General features: G+C 64.5%; 16 protein-coding genes and 1 riboswitch. Of the genes, 6 read left to right on the forward strand and 10 right to left on the reverse strand.

The annotated features are described in order from the left end of the window. Positions 1-4 precede the first annotated feature (4 nt). From LL253_RS12265 to LL253_RS12275, 3 genes are all read right to left on the reverse strand, one after another. A complete protein-coding gene (locus LL253_RS12265; RefSeq protein ID WP_009820515.1) occupies positions 5-319 on the reverse strand; it encodes an L-rhamnose mutarotase in 315 nt (104 codons plus the stop codon). A 69-nt stretch (positions 320-388) separates the two neighbouring features. Beyond that, positions 389-1,909: a rhamnogalacturonidase gene (locus LL253_RS12270; protein ID WP_228227368.1), complete on the reverse strand. Its 1,521-nt coding sequence runs from the start codon at positions 1,907-1,909 to the stop codon at positions 389-391. An 11-nt stretch (positions 1,910-1,920) separates the two neighbouring features. Beyond that, positions 1,921-3,123 carry a rhamnogalacturonan acetylesterase gene (locus LL253_RS12275; RefSeq protein WP_228227369.1) on the reverse strand — a complete coding sequence of 401 codons (1,203 nt, stop codon included), beginning with the start codon at positions 3,121-3,123 and terminating at the stop codon, positions 1,921-1,923. 350 nt (positions 3,124-3,473) lie between these two features. Between LL253_RS12275 and LL253_RS12280 the strand changes: the two genes are divergently transcribed. Then, complete coding sequence (locus LL253_RS12280; RefSeq protein WP_228227370.1) at positions 3,474-6,416, forward strand: TonB-dependent receptor; 2,943 nt, start codon at positions 3,474-3,476, stop codon at positions 6,414-6,416. A 78-nt stretch (positions 6,417-6,494) separates the two neighbouring features. On the opposite strand, the gene LL253_RS12285 is transcribed toward LL253_RS12280, so the two are convergent. From LL253_RS12285 to LL253_RS12315, 7 genes are all read right to left on the reverse strand, one after another. Beyond that, the gene (locus LL253_RS12285; RefSeq protein WP_009820519.1) at positions 6,495-7,277 is read right to left on the reverse strand and encodes an IclR family transcriptional regulator; all 783 of its coding nucleotides are present in this window, start codon (positions 7,275-7,277) and stop codon (positions 6,495-6,497) included. A gap of 162 nt (positions 7,278-7,439) precedes the next feature. Beyond that, positions 7,440-7,958, reverse strand: a complete 519-nt coding sequence (pal, locus tag LL253_RS12290) for a peptidoglycan-associated lipoprotein Pal (RefSeq protein ID WP_009820520.1) — start codon at positions 7,956-7,958, stop codon at positions 7,440-7,442. A gap of 111 nt (positions 7,959-8,069) precedes the next feature. Beyond that, a complete protein-coding gene (gene tolB, locus LL253_RS12295) occupies positions 8,070-9,404 on the reverse strand; it encodes a Tol-Pal system beta propeller repeat protein TolB (RefSeq protein WP_228227371.1) in 1,335 nt (444 codons plus the stop codon). Next, positions 9,401-10,366, reverse strand: a complete 966-nt coding sequence (locus LL253_RS12300) for a cell envelope biogenesis protein TolA (protein WP_228227372.1) — start codon at positions 10,364-10,366, stop codon at positions 9,401-9,403. Before LL253_RS12300 ends, tolB begins: the two co-directional genes overlap by 4 nt. Before the next feature lie 18 nt (positions 10,367-10,384). Continuing rightward, on the reverse strand, positions 10,385-10,837 hold the full coding sequence (gene tolR / locus LL253_RS12305; RefSeq protein ID WP_009820523.1) for a protein TolR: 453 nt from the start codon (positions 10,835-10,837) through the stop codon (positions 10,385-10,387). 34 nt (positions 10,838-10,871) lie between these two features. Next, positions 10,872-11,576 (reverse strand): protein TolQ, encoded by a 705-nt coding sequence (gene tolQ, locus LL253_RS12310; protein ID WP_009820524.1) that lies wholly within the window; start codon positions 11,574-11,576, stop codon positions 10,872-10,874. Then, positions 11,573-12,043, reverse strand: a complete 471-nt coding sequence (locus LL253_RS12315) for a YbgC/FadM family acyl-CoA thioesterase (RefSeq protein ID WP_323133411.1) — start codon at positions 12,041-12,043, stop codon at positions 11,573-11,575. Before LL253_RS12315 ends, tolQ begins: the two co-directional genes overlap by 4 nt. Positions 12,044-12,219: 176 nt before the next feature. Here LL253_RS12315 and LL253_RS12320 point away from each other — a divergent pair, with 176 nt between their 5' ends. The 5 genes from LL253_RS12320 (at position 12,220) to LL253_RS12340 (ending at position 17,536) form a co-directional block, all read left to right on the forward strand. Then, positions 12,220-13,098: a 3-hydroxyacyl-CoA dehydrogenase NAD-binding domain-containing protein gene (locus LL253_RS12320; protein ID WP_228227373.1), complete on the forward strand. Its 879-nt coding sequence runs from the start codon at positions 12,220-12,222 to the stop codon at positions 13,096-13,098. Between the two features lie 54 nt (positions 13,099-13,152). Continuing rightward, positions 13,153-13,291, forward strand: a riboswitch (yybP-ykoY riboswitch). A gap of 72 nt (positions 13,292-13,363) precedes the next feature. Beyond that, positions 13,364-13,942, forward strand: coding sequence for a TMEM165/GDT1 family protein (locus LL253_RS12325; RefSeq protein ID WP_228222326.1), 579 nt, complete (start codon positions 13,364-13,366; stop codon positions 13,940-13,942). Between the two features lie 133 nt (positions 13,943-14,075). Further along, complete coding sequence (locus LL253_RS12330; RefSeq protein ID WP_228227374.1) at positions 14,076-15,002, forward strand: complex I NDUFA9 subunit family protein; 927 nt, start codon at positions 14,076-14,078, stop codon at positions 15,000-15,002. 107 nt (positions 15,003-15,109) lie between these two features. Beyond that, a complete protein-coding gene (locus tag LL253_RS12335) occupies positions 15,110-15,919 on the forward strand; it encodes an undecaprenyl-diphosphate phosphatase (protein ID WP_228227375.1) in 810 nt (269 codons plus the stop codon). 165 nt (positions 15,920-16,084) lie between these two features. Continuing rightward, positions 16,085-17,536: an NAD(P)-dependent oxidoreductase gene (locus tag LL253_RS12340; protein WP_228227376.1), complete on the forward strand. Its 1,452-nt coding sequence runs from the start codon at positions 16,085-16,087 to the stop codon at positions 17,534-17,536. The last annotated feature ends 26 nt before the right edge of the window (positions 17,537-17,562 follow it).

Below are 17,562 nucleotides of genomic sequence, written 5' to 3' on the forward strand. Positions count from 1 at the left end.
GCCGTCAATCCATGTGGAACAGCAGGGGGAGCGGCCATTCGCGCGGCTGGTTGCCCGGCTGCACTTCCATCAGCGGCGCCATATAGTCCCACCAGCGCTTCATCACCGGATGATCGGGCAGGGCGTCGCGGCTGTTGTCGGCACGCAGCTTGAGCACGGCAAAGAGGCTGAGCGTGTCTTCATCCAGAAAGATTGAATAGTCATGGATGCCCGATTCGGACAGCAAAGCAGACAGTTCGGGCCATATCTCGTCATGGCGACGGCGATATTCCTCGACCACGCCGGGCTTGAGCTGCATCTTGAAGGCGTGGATCGTCATGGCTTCCCCTCGATGAACCATATTATGGAACCTTAGACCGATATTTGGTAGCAGTGTCCCATATGTTCGTCAATCAGCCAAAGGCGTGTCGCGTATGGTGAGACGGGCGACGTCATCGAGCAGCAACGGCGGCCGCGCATCGGGCGCTTTGGTCGTCGCAGTGAAGCGGTCGAGCGTCAGCCCCTCGACATGCCGTGCCCAGAGCGCCCAGCTGGGCAGTACGCCGAACATGCTGGGTTCGGGATAGGCGTCGGCCAGTTCGGCCGGGCGACGCGCGGCGTCCTGCGCCGTCCCGCCGCCGGCATAAGCCAGGTGGACGTCGCGCAGCACCACGTCGCGGATCGGGTGGCCGGGCAGGCCCGCCAGCGCGGCGGGAAAACGATGGTCGATGCCGCGCGCGTCCACTTCGCTGATTTCCACGTCGCGAATCATGCCGATGCCGGTGTCCTGCGGCCCACGCCGGCGGTCGCCGAGGCGCAGGAACAGCGGCGCGGTGGTGACGTCGCGCAGGGTGAGGCGGCGGGCGACGATATGCTCCATCGCTCCGCCATCGACGGTTTCCAGCGCGAGGCCCCGGGAGCGCGTGAAGCGGCAATCCTCGATCCGGATGTTGCGATAGCCGCCATTGCTTTCGGTGCCCAGCTTGATGCGGCCCGTGACCCGGTCCTGATCTGGGGCGACCTGCTGGGTGGTGCCGCGCGTGCTGTCCAGCATGGACCCCATGTCATAGCCCGACACGTCGCAATCGCGGATCAGGATATTTTCCGCTGCGATGGCGCGGCCGAGCGCATAGCTGCTCTTGACCACGATGGCGTCGTCATTGGGCGAATTGACGCGGCAGCGTTCCACCAGCACATCGCGCACGCAGTCGAGGTCGATGCCGTCGCGATCGGTGTCGATGGAAAGGCCGTCGATCGTCAGCCGCTGCGTTCCGGTGGCGAGGATGGCGAAATGCCCGCCCTTCAGGATCGTGAAGCCCGACAGGCGAATGTCGCGGCCATTTTTGAGCGCGATCGCCTTGTTGCCAAGGCCGTGCATCTTCGCCGCGTCCGGTTCCAGCCTTGCGATATCGGCATCGGTCATCTGCGCCATGGACAGCGGCCGTTCGCCGGCCTGCGTCTTCCAGCGCGCGCCGGGGCCATCGCGGGTGAGGCCCACGCCATGGATCATGCCCGCCCCCGTTATCGCCACCTGTTCGACATTGTCTCCCCAGATGAGGCTGTTGTGCCAATGGCTGTGGCCGAAATCCTGATAGAGCTGGTCGATGCCGTCTTCGGGCAGGTCATAGCGCCCTGCATGACGGGCAGGGTCGGCCGCCTCGATCACCGCGCCGTCCGCCAGCAACAGGGTGACGCGGCTTTGCAGCCGCAGGGAAAAACAGAGATAGCGCCCGCGCGGCACGATGACGGTGCCCCCGCCGGCCGCGGATGCGGCCAGGATCGCGGCGTTGATCGCGGCGCTGTCGATCGTCCGCCCGTCGCCGCGCGCGCCATGATCGCGCACGTCGAACTGGCGCGCGGCATGGGCGGGGAAAGGCAGGCTGGCAAAGCCGCCGGCGATCAGGCCCAGTGCGACGTCGCGGCGGCTCATCGCCATCATGCTCAATTGCCGGCCGGGCGCTGATCGCTGTGGATCAGGCTGGGCACGATGGCGATTTGCTCTGCGCTCGGCGGATGGCGCGGATCGAATGCCGGCGCCGTAACGTGCGGCGCAAGATCGGGAAGGATCGTCCGGATCCGCTGCGCCACGGCGCTAGCCAACAGGAAAGCGCCATAATTATTGTGATGCGTCTTGTCGCGGCCGCCATCGTTGAAGGCAGTGGGGGCGACGTCAGGACCAAGCGCTTCATAGATGGCGCGACTATCAGCGTTCAGGTCGATCAGCGGCACGCCGTCTTCCCGAGCGACACGGCGCATCGCATCGGCATAGGCGCCCAGCGTGTCCTCTATCCGGCCCCCGGCGTCGAAATTGCGCCGCTCGGGCGATGTGACCAGCACCGGATGCGCGCCGCGCCGCCGGGCTTCGGCGATGTAGACGCGCAGCCAGGCGGGATAGGTGGTCTGCGGATCGACATAGGTTTGCGGCCATTGCCGTTTCTGGTCGTTATGCCCGAACTGGATGAACAGCCAGTCGCCCGCCTTCATGCCCGACAGCAATTTCGCCAGGCGCAGGTCGCTGGAAAAGCTTTTCATCGTCGCGCCGGACTTGGCATGATTGGCGACCGCGACCTGATCGTCCAGCATCGCGGGGAGCATCTGGCCCCAACTGGCAGCCGGCTCGGCAAACTGGTCGGTAACGGTGGAATCGCCGGCCAGATACAGCGTGGGCGCATCCACCGGCGCGATGTCGAGCGAGGCGACGCGCGGCTGGCCCAGAAATTCCAGCGTCAGCTTGTCATCCCATGTATATTCGGCGCGGTCGCCCGGCGTCAGCAGCACCCGCGCGCCACCGGGCGCATTTTCAGGGGGCGGCGGCAGCGCGGGGGTGCGGATATTGACCAGGAAACTGCGCTCTACATACTGGCCCTTGCGCGTGGCGATATTGCGCAGCATCAACCGCCGTGCTTCCGCCTTGACGCTGGTGTTGCCGGCCGATGTGCGACTGCCCAGCCGCACCGTCACGCGATAATTGCCCTCCGGCAGCGCAACGGAAAACAGATAGTCGCGCTCCGTCGCGCCCGGCTCCATGCCATGCCCGCCGGGCTGATAGACCTGATGGCGCTGCGGCGATTGGTCGCTGAGGTCGAAATGGAGGGAAGCCGGCGCGGCAGCGGCCATGGCGATCAGCAAGAGCGGCAGACTCATGCCGGGCTGCACATCCGGTAAGGAAGCAAAATGGGGGAATATGCCGAGGTCGGCATATTCCCCCAAGCCGACCGCCCGTGCAGAGGCGGCGATGGGTGCGGCCCGCGCCTGGCGGGATGACGTGGGGCCAATATCCTCAAAAGGGATTCTCCGTCCCGTTAAATAGTTTTGCGAACCATATATCGGGACTTGCCGAAACGACAAGGCCTTTATCCTTCATGCAGTTCATGATGTGGGATTATTAGTCATATGTTGATTTCTATGGCATTGACGCGCGAATCCGTATAAATTGAGCAATGGTTCCATATAGCGGGACTTCCGGGAAAGGCCGGAATCGAAGGGGAGGATTTATGTCTGTTCAGGTGACACGTGCCATGTTCGCGCGCCGGGTGTCGGCGCTGGCGATGATTTCGACCATGATGATCGGCGCGTCCGCCGCTGCGCAGGAACAGGCAGAACAGCAGGACACAGCGGACATTGTCGTCACCGGCTTCCGCGCGTCGCTGGACAGCGCGCTGGGCATGAAGCGGCAGGAAGCCGCGGCGATCGATTCAATCGTGGCCGAAGATATCGGCAAATTCCCTGACTCCAACCTGGCGGAATCGATGCAGCGCGTGCCGGGCGTGGCGCTGGCGCGTGGCGACGGCGGCGAAGGCCGCAATATTTCGGTGCGCGGCCTGGGCGCCGGCTTCACCCGCGTACGGATCAACGGGATGGAAGGCACGTCGCAGACCGGTTCGTCGGACATTTATGGCGCGGGCAATAATGGCCGCAGCTTCGATTTCAACGTCTTCCCGACCGAAATCTTCTCCGCGCTGACCGTGCGCAAGACCCCGTCGGCCGATGTGGAGGAAGGATCGCTGGGCGCGACAGTGGACCTGTCCGCGCCCAAACCGATGGACCAGAAGGACGATTTTGTCCTCTCCATGACCGCGCGCGGCGTCTATAACGAACTGTCGAAACAGGTCGATCCGCGCGCGTCGATGCTGATTTCCAAGAAATTCGGCGACAGCGGCTTCGGCATCCTCGGTTCGATCGCCTATCAGAAGCGCAATATCCGCGAAGTAGGCTATTCAGCGGTCGATATATTGTCGGCTAATACCAATGGCGGCTTCTGTTCGCCGCTCGGCGCGCCGATCAATACCGCCGGCCAGACGCCCGAGCAGTTGCTCTTGCGCGGTGTAACGGCGGAAAATTGCAGTACAGGCAATCCACGCACCAGCGACCCTGCCGCCTATCAGGCGATCCAGGACCTGCGGCGCGACGACCTGCCCAATACGCCGGGCAGCGGCGCCTTCCTGCCGCGCCTGCCGCGCTACCTCAACAGCGAACAGGATCAGGAACGGATCGGCGGATCGCTGACGCTGCAATTCAATCCCGACGACGACACCGACATTTCGCTCGACCTGCTTTATTCGCGGTTCGAAGTCACGCGGCGCGACAATTATATCGGCGCTGTCTCCTTCGCGCGGTCGGCGTCCAATAATGGTCAGCCGATGACGTCGGTACGCGATGTCGAATTCGATGAGAATGGCTCGCTCGTCTATGGCGCGTTCGACGGCGTCGATGTGCGGTCGGAAGGACTGGTCGACAATTTCGTATCGACCTTCAAGCAGGCGAACCTCAATTTCCGCCGTCGCCTCAACGACAATCTGGAAGTGAGCGGCATCGTCGGCTTCAACCGGTCGATCTGGGACGGCAAGAAGCGCCTGCAAACCTATATGGACGCGATCGACACTGATGGCTTCACCATCGATTTCCGCGATGGCGGCACGACGCCCGTTCTGGGCTTCGGCATCGACGTCAATGATCCGGCCAGCTTCAACTATGCGCCGGGTCGGCCCGATGGCACGGTCCTTGGCGGCTTCAGCTATCAGGGCAAGCCGTCGAAGAACACCACCGACAACATGACCGGCGAAATGAACCTGAAATGGACGGTTAATGACGCGCTGTCCTTCCGGGCGGGCGGGCAATATCGCCGCAGCGATTTCAAATCGACCTTCCTGCGGCCCTATTCGGCAGACCTGGTGATGCAGCCGCTGCCGGCCGGTACCAGCCTGGCCGATCTTACGCGGTCGATCACGGGCGTTGACAAGCTGTGGGGCAATGGCGCGCCGTCCAGCTGGGCAGCGATCGACCCGGAAAAATGGGCCGACACCTTCGGCTTTGATTCGGTGCGCTATTGCGGCGTCGAATGCGGCGGCGGCGACAGCCGGGTCCGCGAAGAGGTGATGAGCGGCTACATCATGGCCAATTTCGATCTGGAGGAGGCGATCGGTTTTGGCGTGCGCGGCGACATCGGCGTGCGCTACGTCAAGACCGACATGCGCTCGTCGGGCTATATCACCGTGTCCAGCGCGACATCGCCCACCGGCCTTGGCGGGCAGTTCGCCGCGGCCACCAACAGCTATGACGACTGGCTGCCGTCGGCGAATATCGTGATCGAGCCGGTGCGCAACGTCCTTGTCCGCCTGTCGGGTGCCAAGGTGCTGGCGCGTCCGGAACTGGGGCTGCTTACGCCCACCAGCGGCGTCAACGGCGTGACCCGCGTCGGCAATGTCAACAACCCCTTCCTCGACCCCATTCGCGCCAACACGTTCGACGTGGCGGTGGAATGGTATTTCCGCCCCGGATCGCTGCTGTCGGCTGCCTTCTTCTACAAGGACATCAAGAGCTTCATCCAGAATGTGAACAGCCAGATCCCGTTCAACGAACTGGGCCTGCCGATCGAGCTACTGGACGGGACCAACACCGCACCGACCGAGCTGTTCACCGTGTCGCAGCCCTTCAACACGCCGGGCGGGCCGCTCAAGGGCATCGAGCTCAATGCGCAGATTCCCTTCACCTTCCTGGACGGGTTCCTGGGTAATTTCGGCGTGCTGGCCAACTACACCCATGTCACATCGAAGATCGACTATATCCTTGCCAGTGTGAACGGTACGCCAACGGTCACAACCACGGCGGACCTGGTCGGCCTGTCGAAAAATACCGCGTCGGGCACGCTCTATTATGAGGATGACAAGTTCTCCATCCGCACCACCGGCAATTTCCGCGACAAGTTCATCCGCGGCATCCCGGCGTCGCCGGGCAGCGATCTTCAGGGCAATGCCAAGACCTTCTACATGGATGCGTCGGCCAGCTACAATGTGACCGACCGGCTGAAGATCATCGTCGAGGCGCAAAACCTGACCGATGAACAGAACCGCCTTTATATCGACAGCCAGCGTCAGGACACGCTGTTCGAAACGCGGATCGGCCGGACCTTCACCTTCGGCGTGACCTACCGGATGTAATCCCCCAATCCTCCCGAAACCTAAAGGGCGCGGTCACATCTGTGGACCGCGCCCTTTTTCTTGTCGGGGTGGCCCGCGTCAGCGTGGCGCGGCGTAGCCCACGGCGCCGCTGATCTGTTCGGCGGCGCGGCGCACCTGTTCGGCAAGGTCGGGGCGCAGATCGTCGGTCAGATAATGCGCCGCGCTGGCGATCGAGATGGCAATCCCGATCTGGCCCTTGGCATCGCGGATCGGGACCGCGATGGACCGTACGCCATCGCCCAGCTCGCTGTCATGCAACACCATGCCACGCGCTTTGTGCGCGCGCATGTCCTTGAGGAACCGGTCGATCTGCGCCTTGGTGGCGGTACCGCCCTTGGCCTCGACATAGAGGCGCTGCCACGTCTCCTCATCCTCGTCGAGCAGCAACGCTTTGCCGATGCCGGTTTCCGCGATGGGGCGGCGGTCGCCCGGCGCGGTGGCGACGCGCAGACGCTGCGTGCCGGTGACGCGGTCGAGATGGCGGGAAAATTCGCCCTCCCGCTTGCCCACGAAGACGCAGAAGCCGGTGCGTTCGGACAATAATTCCATGAAGGGGCGGGCGACCCGGACATAGTCGATCTGTTCGGTCGCCAGCACGCCCAGCTGCAATAACTTCGGCCCCAGCGCGAAGCCGTCGCGCGTGACCGACAGATAGTTGCGCGAGCGCAGCGCCTGCACCAGCCGGTGGGCGGTGGTCTTGCTCATGCCCAGTTTGCGGGCCAGGTCGGCGGCGCGGATCGGCCCGTCGATCACTTCGTCCATGATGTCGAGCGCCCGCATCAAGGTCTGCGTGCCCTTGACCCCCTGTTCCTGTTTGTCGTCCTGATGCTGTGTCGCCATGCTTGCCCCTTGCGCGTCCCATATGGCGGGCGCGTCCCATATATCGGAAAGGGTATCGGGCAATTTGGCGGCGTTGTCAGCAGATTTGTTGCGGCGGACGAAAAGGCCCGCCGATCAGGGGCGATCGGCGGGCCATCATGTCGTCGGGTCGAAGCGCCCGGATCAATATTGGATCGTGACCGTCACCGCGCGGCGGTTCTGCGCCCAGGCGGCTTCGTCGGAGCCGAGCGCGGCGGGGCGTTCCTTGCCATAGCTGACGGTGGTGATCCGGCCGGGATCGATGCCGAGCGAGGCGAGATAGTTTTTGGCGGCATTGGCGCGGCGTTCACCGAGCGCAATATTATAGTCACGCGTGCCGCGTTCGTCGGCATGGCCCTCGATCGTGACGCGAACCGATGGGTTCTGCTGCAACCAGGCGGCCTGGCTTTGCAGTGTCGCCTGATCCTCAGCATCAACATCATATTGGTCGAGGCCGAAGAAGATGCGGTCGGAGGCGACGGACGCGACGAAATCTTCCTGGCTGCCCTTGCGCGGTCCGGCGGGCGTGGCGGGGCCTGTGGGCATGGTGCTGCCAGCGTCCGTGCCGCCCGGCGCGGGGGGCAGTTCGGCCGGCGGCTTTTTCGAGCAGGCGGCAAGGGCGATGATGGCGCTTGCGGCGAGCACGGTGCGGGACAATTTCATCACAAGGTCTCCTTGTTGCGCTGTCTGCCGCCCGGCTTGAAGGGGAGGGGGCGGCGACAGGGTCTGTAAACATCGTTACGCTGTCAAGACGATTGGGTTCCGGCGGCCCGGTCAGGGAAGCAGCGGTCCCCAGGCCGGGTCGGAGCCGCTGAGCGGCGTCGGGATGCGCCGTTCGTTGACGCCGGTCAGGTCCACCTGCCACACCTGGCTGGTGCCCTGGCGGCCCGGCGTCGTGCGGAAAAATTGCAGCACGCGCCCATTGGGCGACCAGGTGGGCTGTTCATCCTGCCACCCATTGGTCAGGATCCGCTCATTATCGCCATTGGGCGACATCACCGCGATCTTGAAGTCGCCCGACAGCTTGGTGAAGGCGATGAGGTCTCCGCGCGGGCTCCATTCCGGCGTCGCATAGCGGCCGCCGCCATGGCTGATCCGGCGCTGGTTCGACCCGTCCGCATTCATGACATAGAGTTGTTGCCCGCCCGACCGGTCGCTTTCAAAGACGATGCGGCTGCCGTCGGGCGAATAGCTGCCGCCCACGTCGATGCCGGGCGAGTTGGTGAGGCGCACCGGCGATCCGCCATTGGCGGAGACGCGATAAATGTCGGTGTTGCCGGCCGCCGCCATGGAAAAGAGGATGTTGCGGCCATCGGGCGACCAGCGCGGCGCGAAGGTCGGGTTGTTGCTTTCCGTTACAAGGCGCTGCTGTCCGGTGCCGATGTCATAGACATAGAGGCGGACCCGGCTGCCCAGATAGCTGACATAGACGATGGATTTGTAATCGGGTGAAAAGCGCGGGGTGAGCGCTATCGACTGGCCGTTGGTGATGAAGCGGTGGTTCGCGCCGTCCGAATCCATGATGGCGAGCCGTTTGGTCCGGTTCCCCTTGGGGCCGCTTTCGGCGATATAGGCGATGCGGCTGTCGAAGAAGGGGCTTTCGCCCGACAGGCGGGCATAGATGGCATCCGCGCATTTATGCGCCGCGCGTCGCCAGTCGCGCGGGGCGACGACATAGCCCTGGCGCGTCAATTCCTGTTGCAGCGCCACGTCATAGAGATAGCAGCCCACGGTGATGTCGGCTTCGCCGCCACTGGTCCGCACGAAGCCCTGCACCAACGCCTGGTAGGCGCCCCATTTCTGATATTGGGGGAAGGTGACTTCGGGGAAGGGTATGGCGGGTAGGCCGCCCGGTCCCGAAGGATCGAACAGGCCGGAGCTTTTAAGGTCCGACGCGATGACTTCGGCGATCTTGCGGCCAAGGTCGCTGGCAGACCCGGCCGGCGTGTCGGCTTCCTGCTGCGCGGGCATGGGCGGCACCGCGATCTTGAGATTGCTGTCAATGTCGCCGGTCACATCGACCGACAATTGCGCCATGGCCGGTGCAGTCAACAGGGCGGCGAGCGCGACCGTCGCAAGCGACAGGGTGCGCAGGAAGGTCGTTTTCATCGGTTCAGCCTCGCGTCAAAGCGGAGTGGCCGGAGCCATTTCCATTGGTCGTAAAATTCAGGGGGCAAATTCCTGAAGGGGGCGGCGAGTTTCACGGCCTGGATCGCGCGTTCGGCGTGCAGCTTGGCTTGCGGGCGGTTGCTGGCCGTGACGCCGAGCTGGTCGATCACCTGCGGCGTGCCGACGAGCGCGCCGCTCTTGTCCAGCCGCACTTCCAGCAGGGTGACGAGCTGGTCGGCGTCCGCGCCCGAAGGCGGACGCCAGTGGGGTTTCAACTGACGGCGGATTTCCGCGTCCAATGCGGATTTCTGCGCCGGCCCCATGGCGGCGGCAGGCGGCGGCGCGGCCTTGCGCGGGGCATCGGCGCTGGTGTCGATGCCCTTGAGGAAATCCTTGCCCAGCAGCGATCCGCGCGGCTTGTCCGCCTTGCCCGCGCCCGATGCCTTGGCCGGCGCGTCGCTGGTCTTCTTGGCTTTGCTCGATGATTTGGCGGGCGTTGCCGCGGCAGGCTTTGAAGCCGGTTTTTCCGGCTTGGGCTTTGCCTTCGCCGCCGGCTTTTCGGCTGCGGGCTTGGGTTTGGCAGGAGCCTTGGCCGTCGCTTTTTTGGGCGGCGCGGGCTTTTCCCTGGGCTTGGCTGGAGCCTCCTTTGGCGCGGGGCGCGGCGGCGCTGGCGCAGGTTCGGGCGGCGCGGGCGTCGGTTCCGGCGCAGGCGCGGGTTCAGGCGCGGGCGCGGCCTCTTCGGTCGGACCCTGATCCGGGGCGACGCTGGGCGGGGGCGGCTGCGTCGAAATTTGCGGCGCCATGGATTTGAGCGCCACCTCGTCCACCAGGCTCACGTCCATAGGTGGGCTGTTGAGCTTGAGCGGGTTGGGGGTCGAGAGGAATCCGGCCGATAGCAAGCCGAACAGGAGGACATGTCCCGCCGTCGCGACGCCAAGGCCGATCTTTTCCGCGCGCTCCATATAAACGACCTATGGCCCCTATTCTGAACCGTCGCTGTCCGAGCCGGTGCTGACCAGCGCGACCTTGTTGAGGCCGGCTCGGTTCAGCTCGCCCATGACCCGCATTACCCGGCCATAGTCGAGCGCGGTGTCGGCGCGCAGGAAAATCTGCGGCGCGTCCGCCTTGCCGGCATTGGCCGCCATGATTTCAGCAAGGCGGTCGGGCAATTCGGCGTCGCTGATCTGCGCGTCGTCGATAAACAAGCCGCCGTCGCGGTCGATCGACACGACCGTGGGCTTGGCGTCCTGGTCCAGCCCCTTGGCGCGGGTTTCGGGCAGGTTCACGGGCACGCCCGTCACCAGCAGCGGCGCCGTCACCATGAAGATGATGAGCAGCACCAGCATGACGTCGACCAGCGGCGTCACGTTGATGTCGGCCATGGGCGCGCGGCCGCGCCCGCGCCGGCCGGAGGGAGGCCCCGCCATCGCCATCAGCGCGCGCCCTGTATGTCAGCTGCGCGCGGCATCAGCGTTGCGCCTCCAGTTCGCGGCTCAGTGTCGAATAGAAGCCGTCGGCAAAACGCGTCATCGCCGCTTCCAGCCGGTTGATGCCGTGGCTGAAGCGATTGTAGGCGATGACGGCGGGGATGGCGGCGAACAGGCCGATGGCGGTTGCGAACAGCGCTTCGGCAATGCCCGGCGCGACGACGGCAAGCGAGCTATTCTGTTCCGCCGCGATCGAGGTGAAGGCGCGCATGATGCCCCAAACGGTGCCGAAAAGGCCGACAAAAGGCGCAACCGATCCGATCGTCGCCAGGATGTTCAGCCGGTCGGACAGGCGATCGACCTCGCTGGCGATGGTGCTGGACATGACGGTCGACAGCCGGTCGCGCGTGCCTTCGCGGTCGATCACCTTCTGCGCGGTCGAGCGGCGCCATTCGGTGACGCCGGCCGCCATGACCTTGGCCGCCGGGAAGCTGCCCTTGCCACGCGCTTCGTAGAAACGGTCGATATCCTCGGCCTTCCAGAAATCCGCTTCGAACTTGCGGCTTTCCTTGCTGGCCTTGCGCAGCGTGACGCTGAAGCCGATGATCATCGCCCAGGTCCAGATGCTGGCCAGCAACAGGCCGATCATCACGCCTTTGACGACGATGTCGGCCTGCAGGAACAGGGCGAGCGGAGAAATGGTCGCGGCGTCGGTCATCGCGCCGGCGGGCAGGTTGAGCGTCATGGGTGGAGATCTTCCCCTTGGCAAAGGCGGGTATAAATGTCGGTCCAGGCCTTTGGCTGGCGCTGCGGGCGGCCCTGCGGCGTCAGCCAGGCGACGGTGATGGTGGCGTTGGTCAATTCTTCGTCGCCGCGCATGACCGATTGCGCAATGGTGCAGCTGGCCGATCGCACGGCGGCGACCCGGCTGACCACCATCAGGTCATCGTCCAGCCGCGCGGGCCGGCGATAGCGGATCGCAAGGTCGGTGACGGCATAGACGCCGCTGCCCCCTTCATGCTCGCTCCGCTGGTCGATACCCGCGATGCGCAGCATGTCGGACCGGGCGCGCTCCATATAGCGCAGATAATTGGCGTGATAGACCAGGCCCGAAAGATCGGTGTCCTCAAAATAAATGCGCAGCGGGAAATGATGCACGGCGGACAGGAAGCGTCCGGTCGCTGGCGCTGGCATCGGTTCGGGCAAGGGCATGGCGGGCTTTTAACCATGGCGCGGGCGCTAGGCAAAGCGGGAAAATCGCTGCGTGCGCCATTCCGTTCGATTGCTCGTCCCATCCGCCCGGCTGGCCATTATAATGAGAACGCGCCTCTGGTTTTGCGCGCGCGCCGTGACTAAGGGGACGGGCAGGATGGACAGGGAGGATTTGCATGACGGATATTCGCACCTTGGGCGTCATTGGCGCGGGACAAATGGGCATCGGCATCGCCCAGGTGTCGGCGGAGGCGGGATATGATGTCATCCTGTCCGACATTGATCTGCCGCGCGCCGAAAAGGGCAAGGCGAATATTGCCAAGCTGCTGGCCCGCGCGGTCGACAAGGAAAAGATGACCCAGACCGATGCCGACGCCGTTCTGGCGCGCATCACGCCGGTGGGCGAACTGGCGCCGCTGGCCGATGCCCAGTTCGTGATCGAGGCCGCGACCGAGCGCGAGGAGGTGAAGCGCGCGATTTTTGGCAATGTCGGCAAGCTGCTGGGCAAGGACGCAATCCTGGCGACCAACACATCGTCCATTCCCATCACCCGGCTGGCGCAGGCCGCGCCTGACGCGGAGCGGTTCATCGGCGTGCATTTCTTCAATCCGGTGCCGGTGATGGTGCTGGTCGAAATTATCCGCGGGCTGGCGACGACGCCTGAGGTCGTGGAGGCGGTGGAAGCCTATGCCACGCGCATCGGCAAGACCGCGGTTCATGCGTTCGACGCGCCCGGTTTCGTCGTCAACCGCATCCTGCTGCCGATGCTGAATGAGGCGGTGTTCGTGTTGGGCGAAGGCGTGGGCAGCGTCACCGACATCGACCAGGGCTGCAAGCTGGGGCTCAACCATCCGATGGGGCCGTTGACCTTGCTCGATTTCGTCGGGCTCGACACGGCGCTGGAAATTCTGAACGTGTTTCTCACCACCACCGGCGATCCCAAATATCGCCCCGCGCCGCTGCTGGTCAAATATGTCGAAGCAGGCTGGTATGGCCGCAAGACCGGCCGCGGCTTTTACGATTATTCCGGGCCGGAACCCGTGCCGACCCGCTGATCCGCCCTTTGCGCTGACAGGTGGCTTGTGTTCTTGCGCCTGACCGCCTAGACGCTGGCCCGTCATCTGGGGAGTAGCCAGCCGTTCCTTTTTCCGGAACGGGCCATGCGTCAACATATTCGGCTGAGAGGCCGTGGCGCATGGGGCGCGGCGCAAAGCCGCATCGGGCGAGACCAATGGCATCGACGCGTTCCTGTCCGGCCGGGCGGAATGCGGCGGTGGCATTGTGTCTGTTGCAGAAAGCCCGGCCCGGAGATTTTCCCGAATGGATGCCCTGCTGACGTCCTGCGCGCTCGTGGCGCTGGCTGAAATGGGTGACAAGACCCAGTTGCTCGCCATGCTGCTCGCCACCCGCTTCCGCAAGCCGGTGCCGATCATCCTGGGCATATTGGTCGCGACGCTCGCCAATCATTTCCTTGCTGCGCTGGTCGGCCATTCGATCGCCGGCGTGCTGACCCAGCCCTGGTTTCGCTATGCCGTCGCCGCATCCTTCATCGCGATGGCCGCCTGGACGCTGATCCCTGACAAGATCGACGAGGATGCCCCGCTCAAGGCCCCGTCGAAGGCGGGCGTGTTCCTCACTACGCTGGTTGCCTTCTTCCTGGTGGAGATGGGCGACAAGACGCAGGTGGCGACCGTCGCGCTCGGCGCGCAGTTCGACAATCTGCTCGCCGTGACGGCCGGCACGACGCTGGGCATGATGATCGCCAATGTGCCCGCCGTGCTCTTTGGCGAGGCGCTGGCCCGCAAGGTGCCGATGCGCGCGCTGCAACTGGCGGCGGCGTTGCTGTTCCTGCTGCTGGGGCTGTGGATGATCGCCGACCTGCAAGGCTGGATCGGCTGATAGCTCGATCGAGCCGCCAAAACGGGCAAAAAAGGAACGGCGCGCGCGCGGGGCGGTTGTCAGCGCGCGGCGGCTGTTGCAAGGGGATGGGCAGAGTCATTCCCTTCAGCTTGGAAGATATGGGACGCGCGTGATGAAGGACAGTCTGGTTACGATCTTCGGCGGCGGCGGCTTTCTGGGCCGGCAGGTCGCACAGGCGCTGATGGCGCGGGGCGCGCGCGTGCGGATCGCGCAGCGCGACCTGGCCAGTGCGGTCAAGGTGAAATCGCTGGGCGCGCTGGGGCAAAGCCAGTTCGTCGCTGCCGACATCCGCAAGCCTGCGACCGTCGAACGCGCGATCGCGGGCAGCGACGTGGTCATCAATCTGGTCGGCATATTGGCGGGCGACTTCGACGCCTTTCATCATCAGGGCGCGGCGCATGTCGCACAGGCCGCCGCCGCCGCCAATGTGCGCGCCTTGGTGCATGTGTCGGCGATCGGCGCGGACGCGGAAAGCCCGTCCGCTTATGGCCGGTCCAAGGCGGCGGGAGAGGCTGCGGTGAAGGAGGCTTTTCCCGGCGCGACGATCATCCGCCCCTCGATCATCTTCGGCCCGCAGGACCAGTTTCTCAACCGCTTCGCGGACCTCATCGCGTCCATGCCCGTCATTCCGGTGATCAGCGGCGCGACCAAATTTCAGCCCGTCTATGTCGGCGATGTGGCCGACGCGATCGCCAACGCCGCTGAACGGCCGGACCTGCATGGCGGCACGGTCTATGAGGTCGCCGGGCCGCAAATCCTGTCGATGAAGGAGATCAACAGCTGGATCGCCAAGCAGATCGGCCGGGACAAGCCGATCGTCGACGTGCCGGGCGGCTTTGCCTCGTTGCTCGCGATGCTGCCGGGCGGGCCGATCACGCGCGATCAGCTGGCGATGCTGGGCCGCGACAATGTCGCCGCCGCGGGCGCGCCGGGCCTCGACGCGCTGGGCGTATCAGCGACGCCCATGGCGGCCGTCGCCGACAAATGGCTGGTGCGCTATCGCCGCCATGGGCGCTTCGCCGGACGCGTGCGCGCCTGAACCAGGCTGAAATCATCGGGGCGGGATCGGGCACGGCCTGCCCCGCCCGTTAAGCTCCTCCCCGCAACCGGGGAGGATTTTTTATGCAAGCGCAATAGGGCTTCGCCATGGACCTTCATTATCTCACCGTCATCCTGCTGGGCATTGTCGAAGGGCTGACCGAGTTTTTGCCTGTGTCGTCGACCGGGCACCTTATTCTGGCGAGCGAATTGCTGGGCTATGATGCGTCGACTTGGGCGATGTTCAACGTCGTCATCCAGCTGGGCGCGATCCTGGCGGTGGTGGTGCTCTACTGGCGTACCTTCTGGGCGGTGGCGATGGGATTGCTGCGGCGCGAGCCGGTAAGCTGGCGCTTCCTGCGCAATCTGGTCGTCGCCTTCATCCCGGCGGCGGTCATCGGCCTGGCGCTGCACGACTATATCGAGATTTTGCTGGGCGCGCCGCAGGTGGTCGCCTGGGCCTTGATAGCGGGCGGCATTGCCATCCTGCTGATCGAACGGATGGTGAAGCAGGACCTGTTCCATGGCATCGCCGACATTCCTATGGTCCGCGTGATCGGCATCGGCTTCATCCAGTGCTTGGCGATGGTGCCGGGCGTCAGCCGGTCCGGCGCGACGATCATGGGCGCGTTGACGCTGGGGGTGGAGCGCCGCACCGCGGCCGAGTTCAGCTTTTTCCTGGCGATCCCGACCATGCTGGGTGCGACCGCCCTGGAGCTTATCAAAAAGGGCGATCGGATCACCAGCGCGGCAGTCGGGTGGGACAGTATCGCGCTGGGCTTCGTCGTGTCCTTCCTCGTTGCCATCGTCGTAATAAAGGCGTTCGTCGGGCTGGTGTCGAAACATGGGTTCGCGCCCTTCGCCTGGTATCGAATCGTCGCGGGCGCGTCGGCTCTAGTCTGGCTTGCGATGAGGTAGGGCCGAACCGGATCTATATTGCGAAAGAAAATTTCAAGGAACCGCAATCTTCTCCTTTTTAGGTCAAATATTAGGTCACTAAACCTGACCTATAAGTCAAAAACCGCGTGACTCTGCGGGTTTTCCTGCTATGCGCTTGCCCAACACAGACGTTGAGGACATGCAATGGCCGACAATCCGATGCTGAAATTTGTAGGACTGGGCCAGGCCTATCCCGACAAGCGTGCCGCGGACGACCGCGCCGACGACTTTCTGGAAATCAGTCGCAGCTTCATCGTGGACAAGGCGGAGGAGCAGGCGTCGCGCTGCTCGCAATGCGGCGTTCCCTATTGCTCCACCCATTGCCCGTTGCACAATCACATTCCCGACTGGCTGCGCCTGACGGCGGAGGGGCGGCTGCGCGAAGCCTATGAGCTGTCGAACCTGACCAGCACAATGCCCGAAATCTGCGGCCGCATCTGCCCGCAGGACCGGCTGTGCGAAGGCAATTGCGTCATCGAATTTTCCGGGCACGGCGCCGTCACCATCGGCAGCGTGGAAAAATTCATCACCGACACCGCCTGGAAAGAAGGCTGGGTCGAGCCGCTCGTCCCCGGCAAGGCCATGGGCCAGTCGATCGGCGTGATCGGCGCGGGACCGGCCGGCCTCACCACCGCCGAATATCTGCGCGTCGCCGGCTATGAGGTGCATGTCTATGACCGGCATGACCGTGCCGGCGGGCTGCTGACCTATGGCATCCCCGGCTTCAAGCTGGAAAAGGACGTGGTCATGCGCCGCGTCCAGCGGTTGAAGGACGGCGGCATCGTCTTCCACGAAGGCTTCGAGGTCGGCCGCGACGCGACGATGGAGCAATTGCGCGAAAAACATGACGCGATCCTGATCGCGACCGGCGTCTATAAGCCGCGCGATATCAAGGCGCCGGGCGTGGGCGCGGAGGGCGTGGTGAAGGCGCTTGATTTCCTCACCGCCTCTAACCGCGCCGGCTTTGGCGACGCGGTGCCCGAACATGAGGATGGCAGCCTGCTGGCGACGGGCAAGAATGTCGTCGTCATCGGCGGCGGCGACACGGCGATGGACTGCGTGCGCACCGCTATCCGCCAAGGGGCGAAGTCGGTGAAGTGCCTCTATCGCCGCGACCGCGACAATATGCCGGGGTCCCAGCGCGAAGTCGCCAATGCCGAGGAGGAAGGCGTCGAGTTCGTGTGGCTGACCGCGCCGATCGCGTTTGAGGGCACCGACCATGTGACCGGCGTCAAGGTGACGAAGATGCGCCTGGGCCAGCCCGATGCGTCGGGCCGCCGCGCGCCCGAACCTGATCCGGGCAGCGAACATACGCTGGAGGCGGACCTGGTCATCAAGGCGCTGGGCTACGACCCCGAAGACCTGCCCAGCTTGTTTGGCGCAGACGATCTGTCGGTCACCCGCTGGGGCACGCTGCGCGTCGATCACAAGACGATGATGACCAGCATGGACGGCGTGTTCGCCGCCGGCGACATCGTGCGCGGCGCTTCGCTGGTCGTCTGGGCGATCCGCGACGGCCGCGACGTGACCGAGCATATGCATCGCTATCTGAAGGCGAAGGCCAAGGCGGCCTCGGGCGAGAGGGTCGCGGCGTGAGGCGCGGGCTGTTTCTGTCGTTGATC

The organism is Sphingobium soli (genome assembly GCF_020782245.1).
GTDB lineage: Bacteria > Pseudomonadota > Alphaproteobacteria > Sphingomonadales > Sphingomonadaceae > Sphingobium > Sphingobium soli.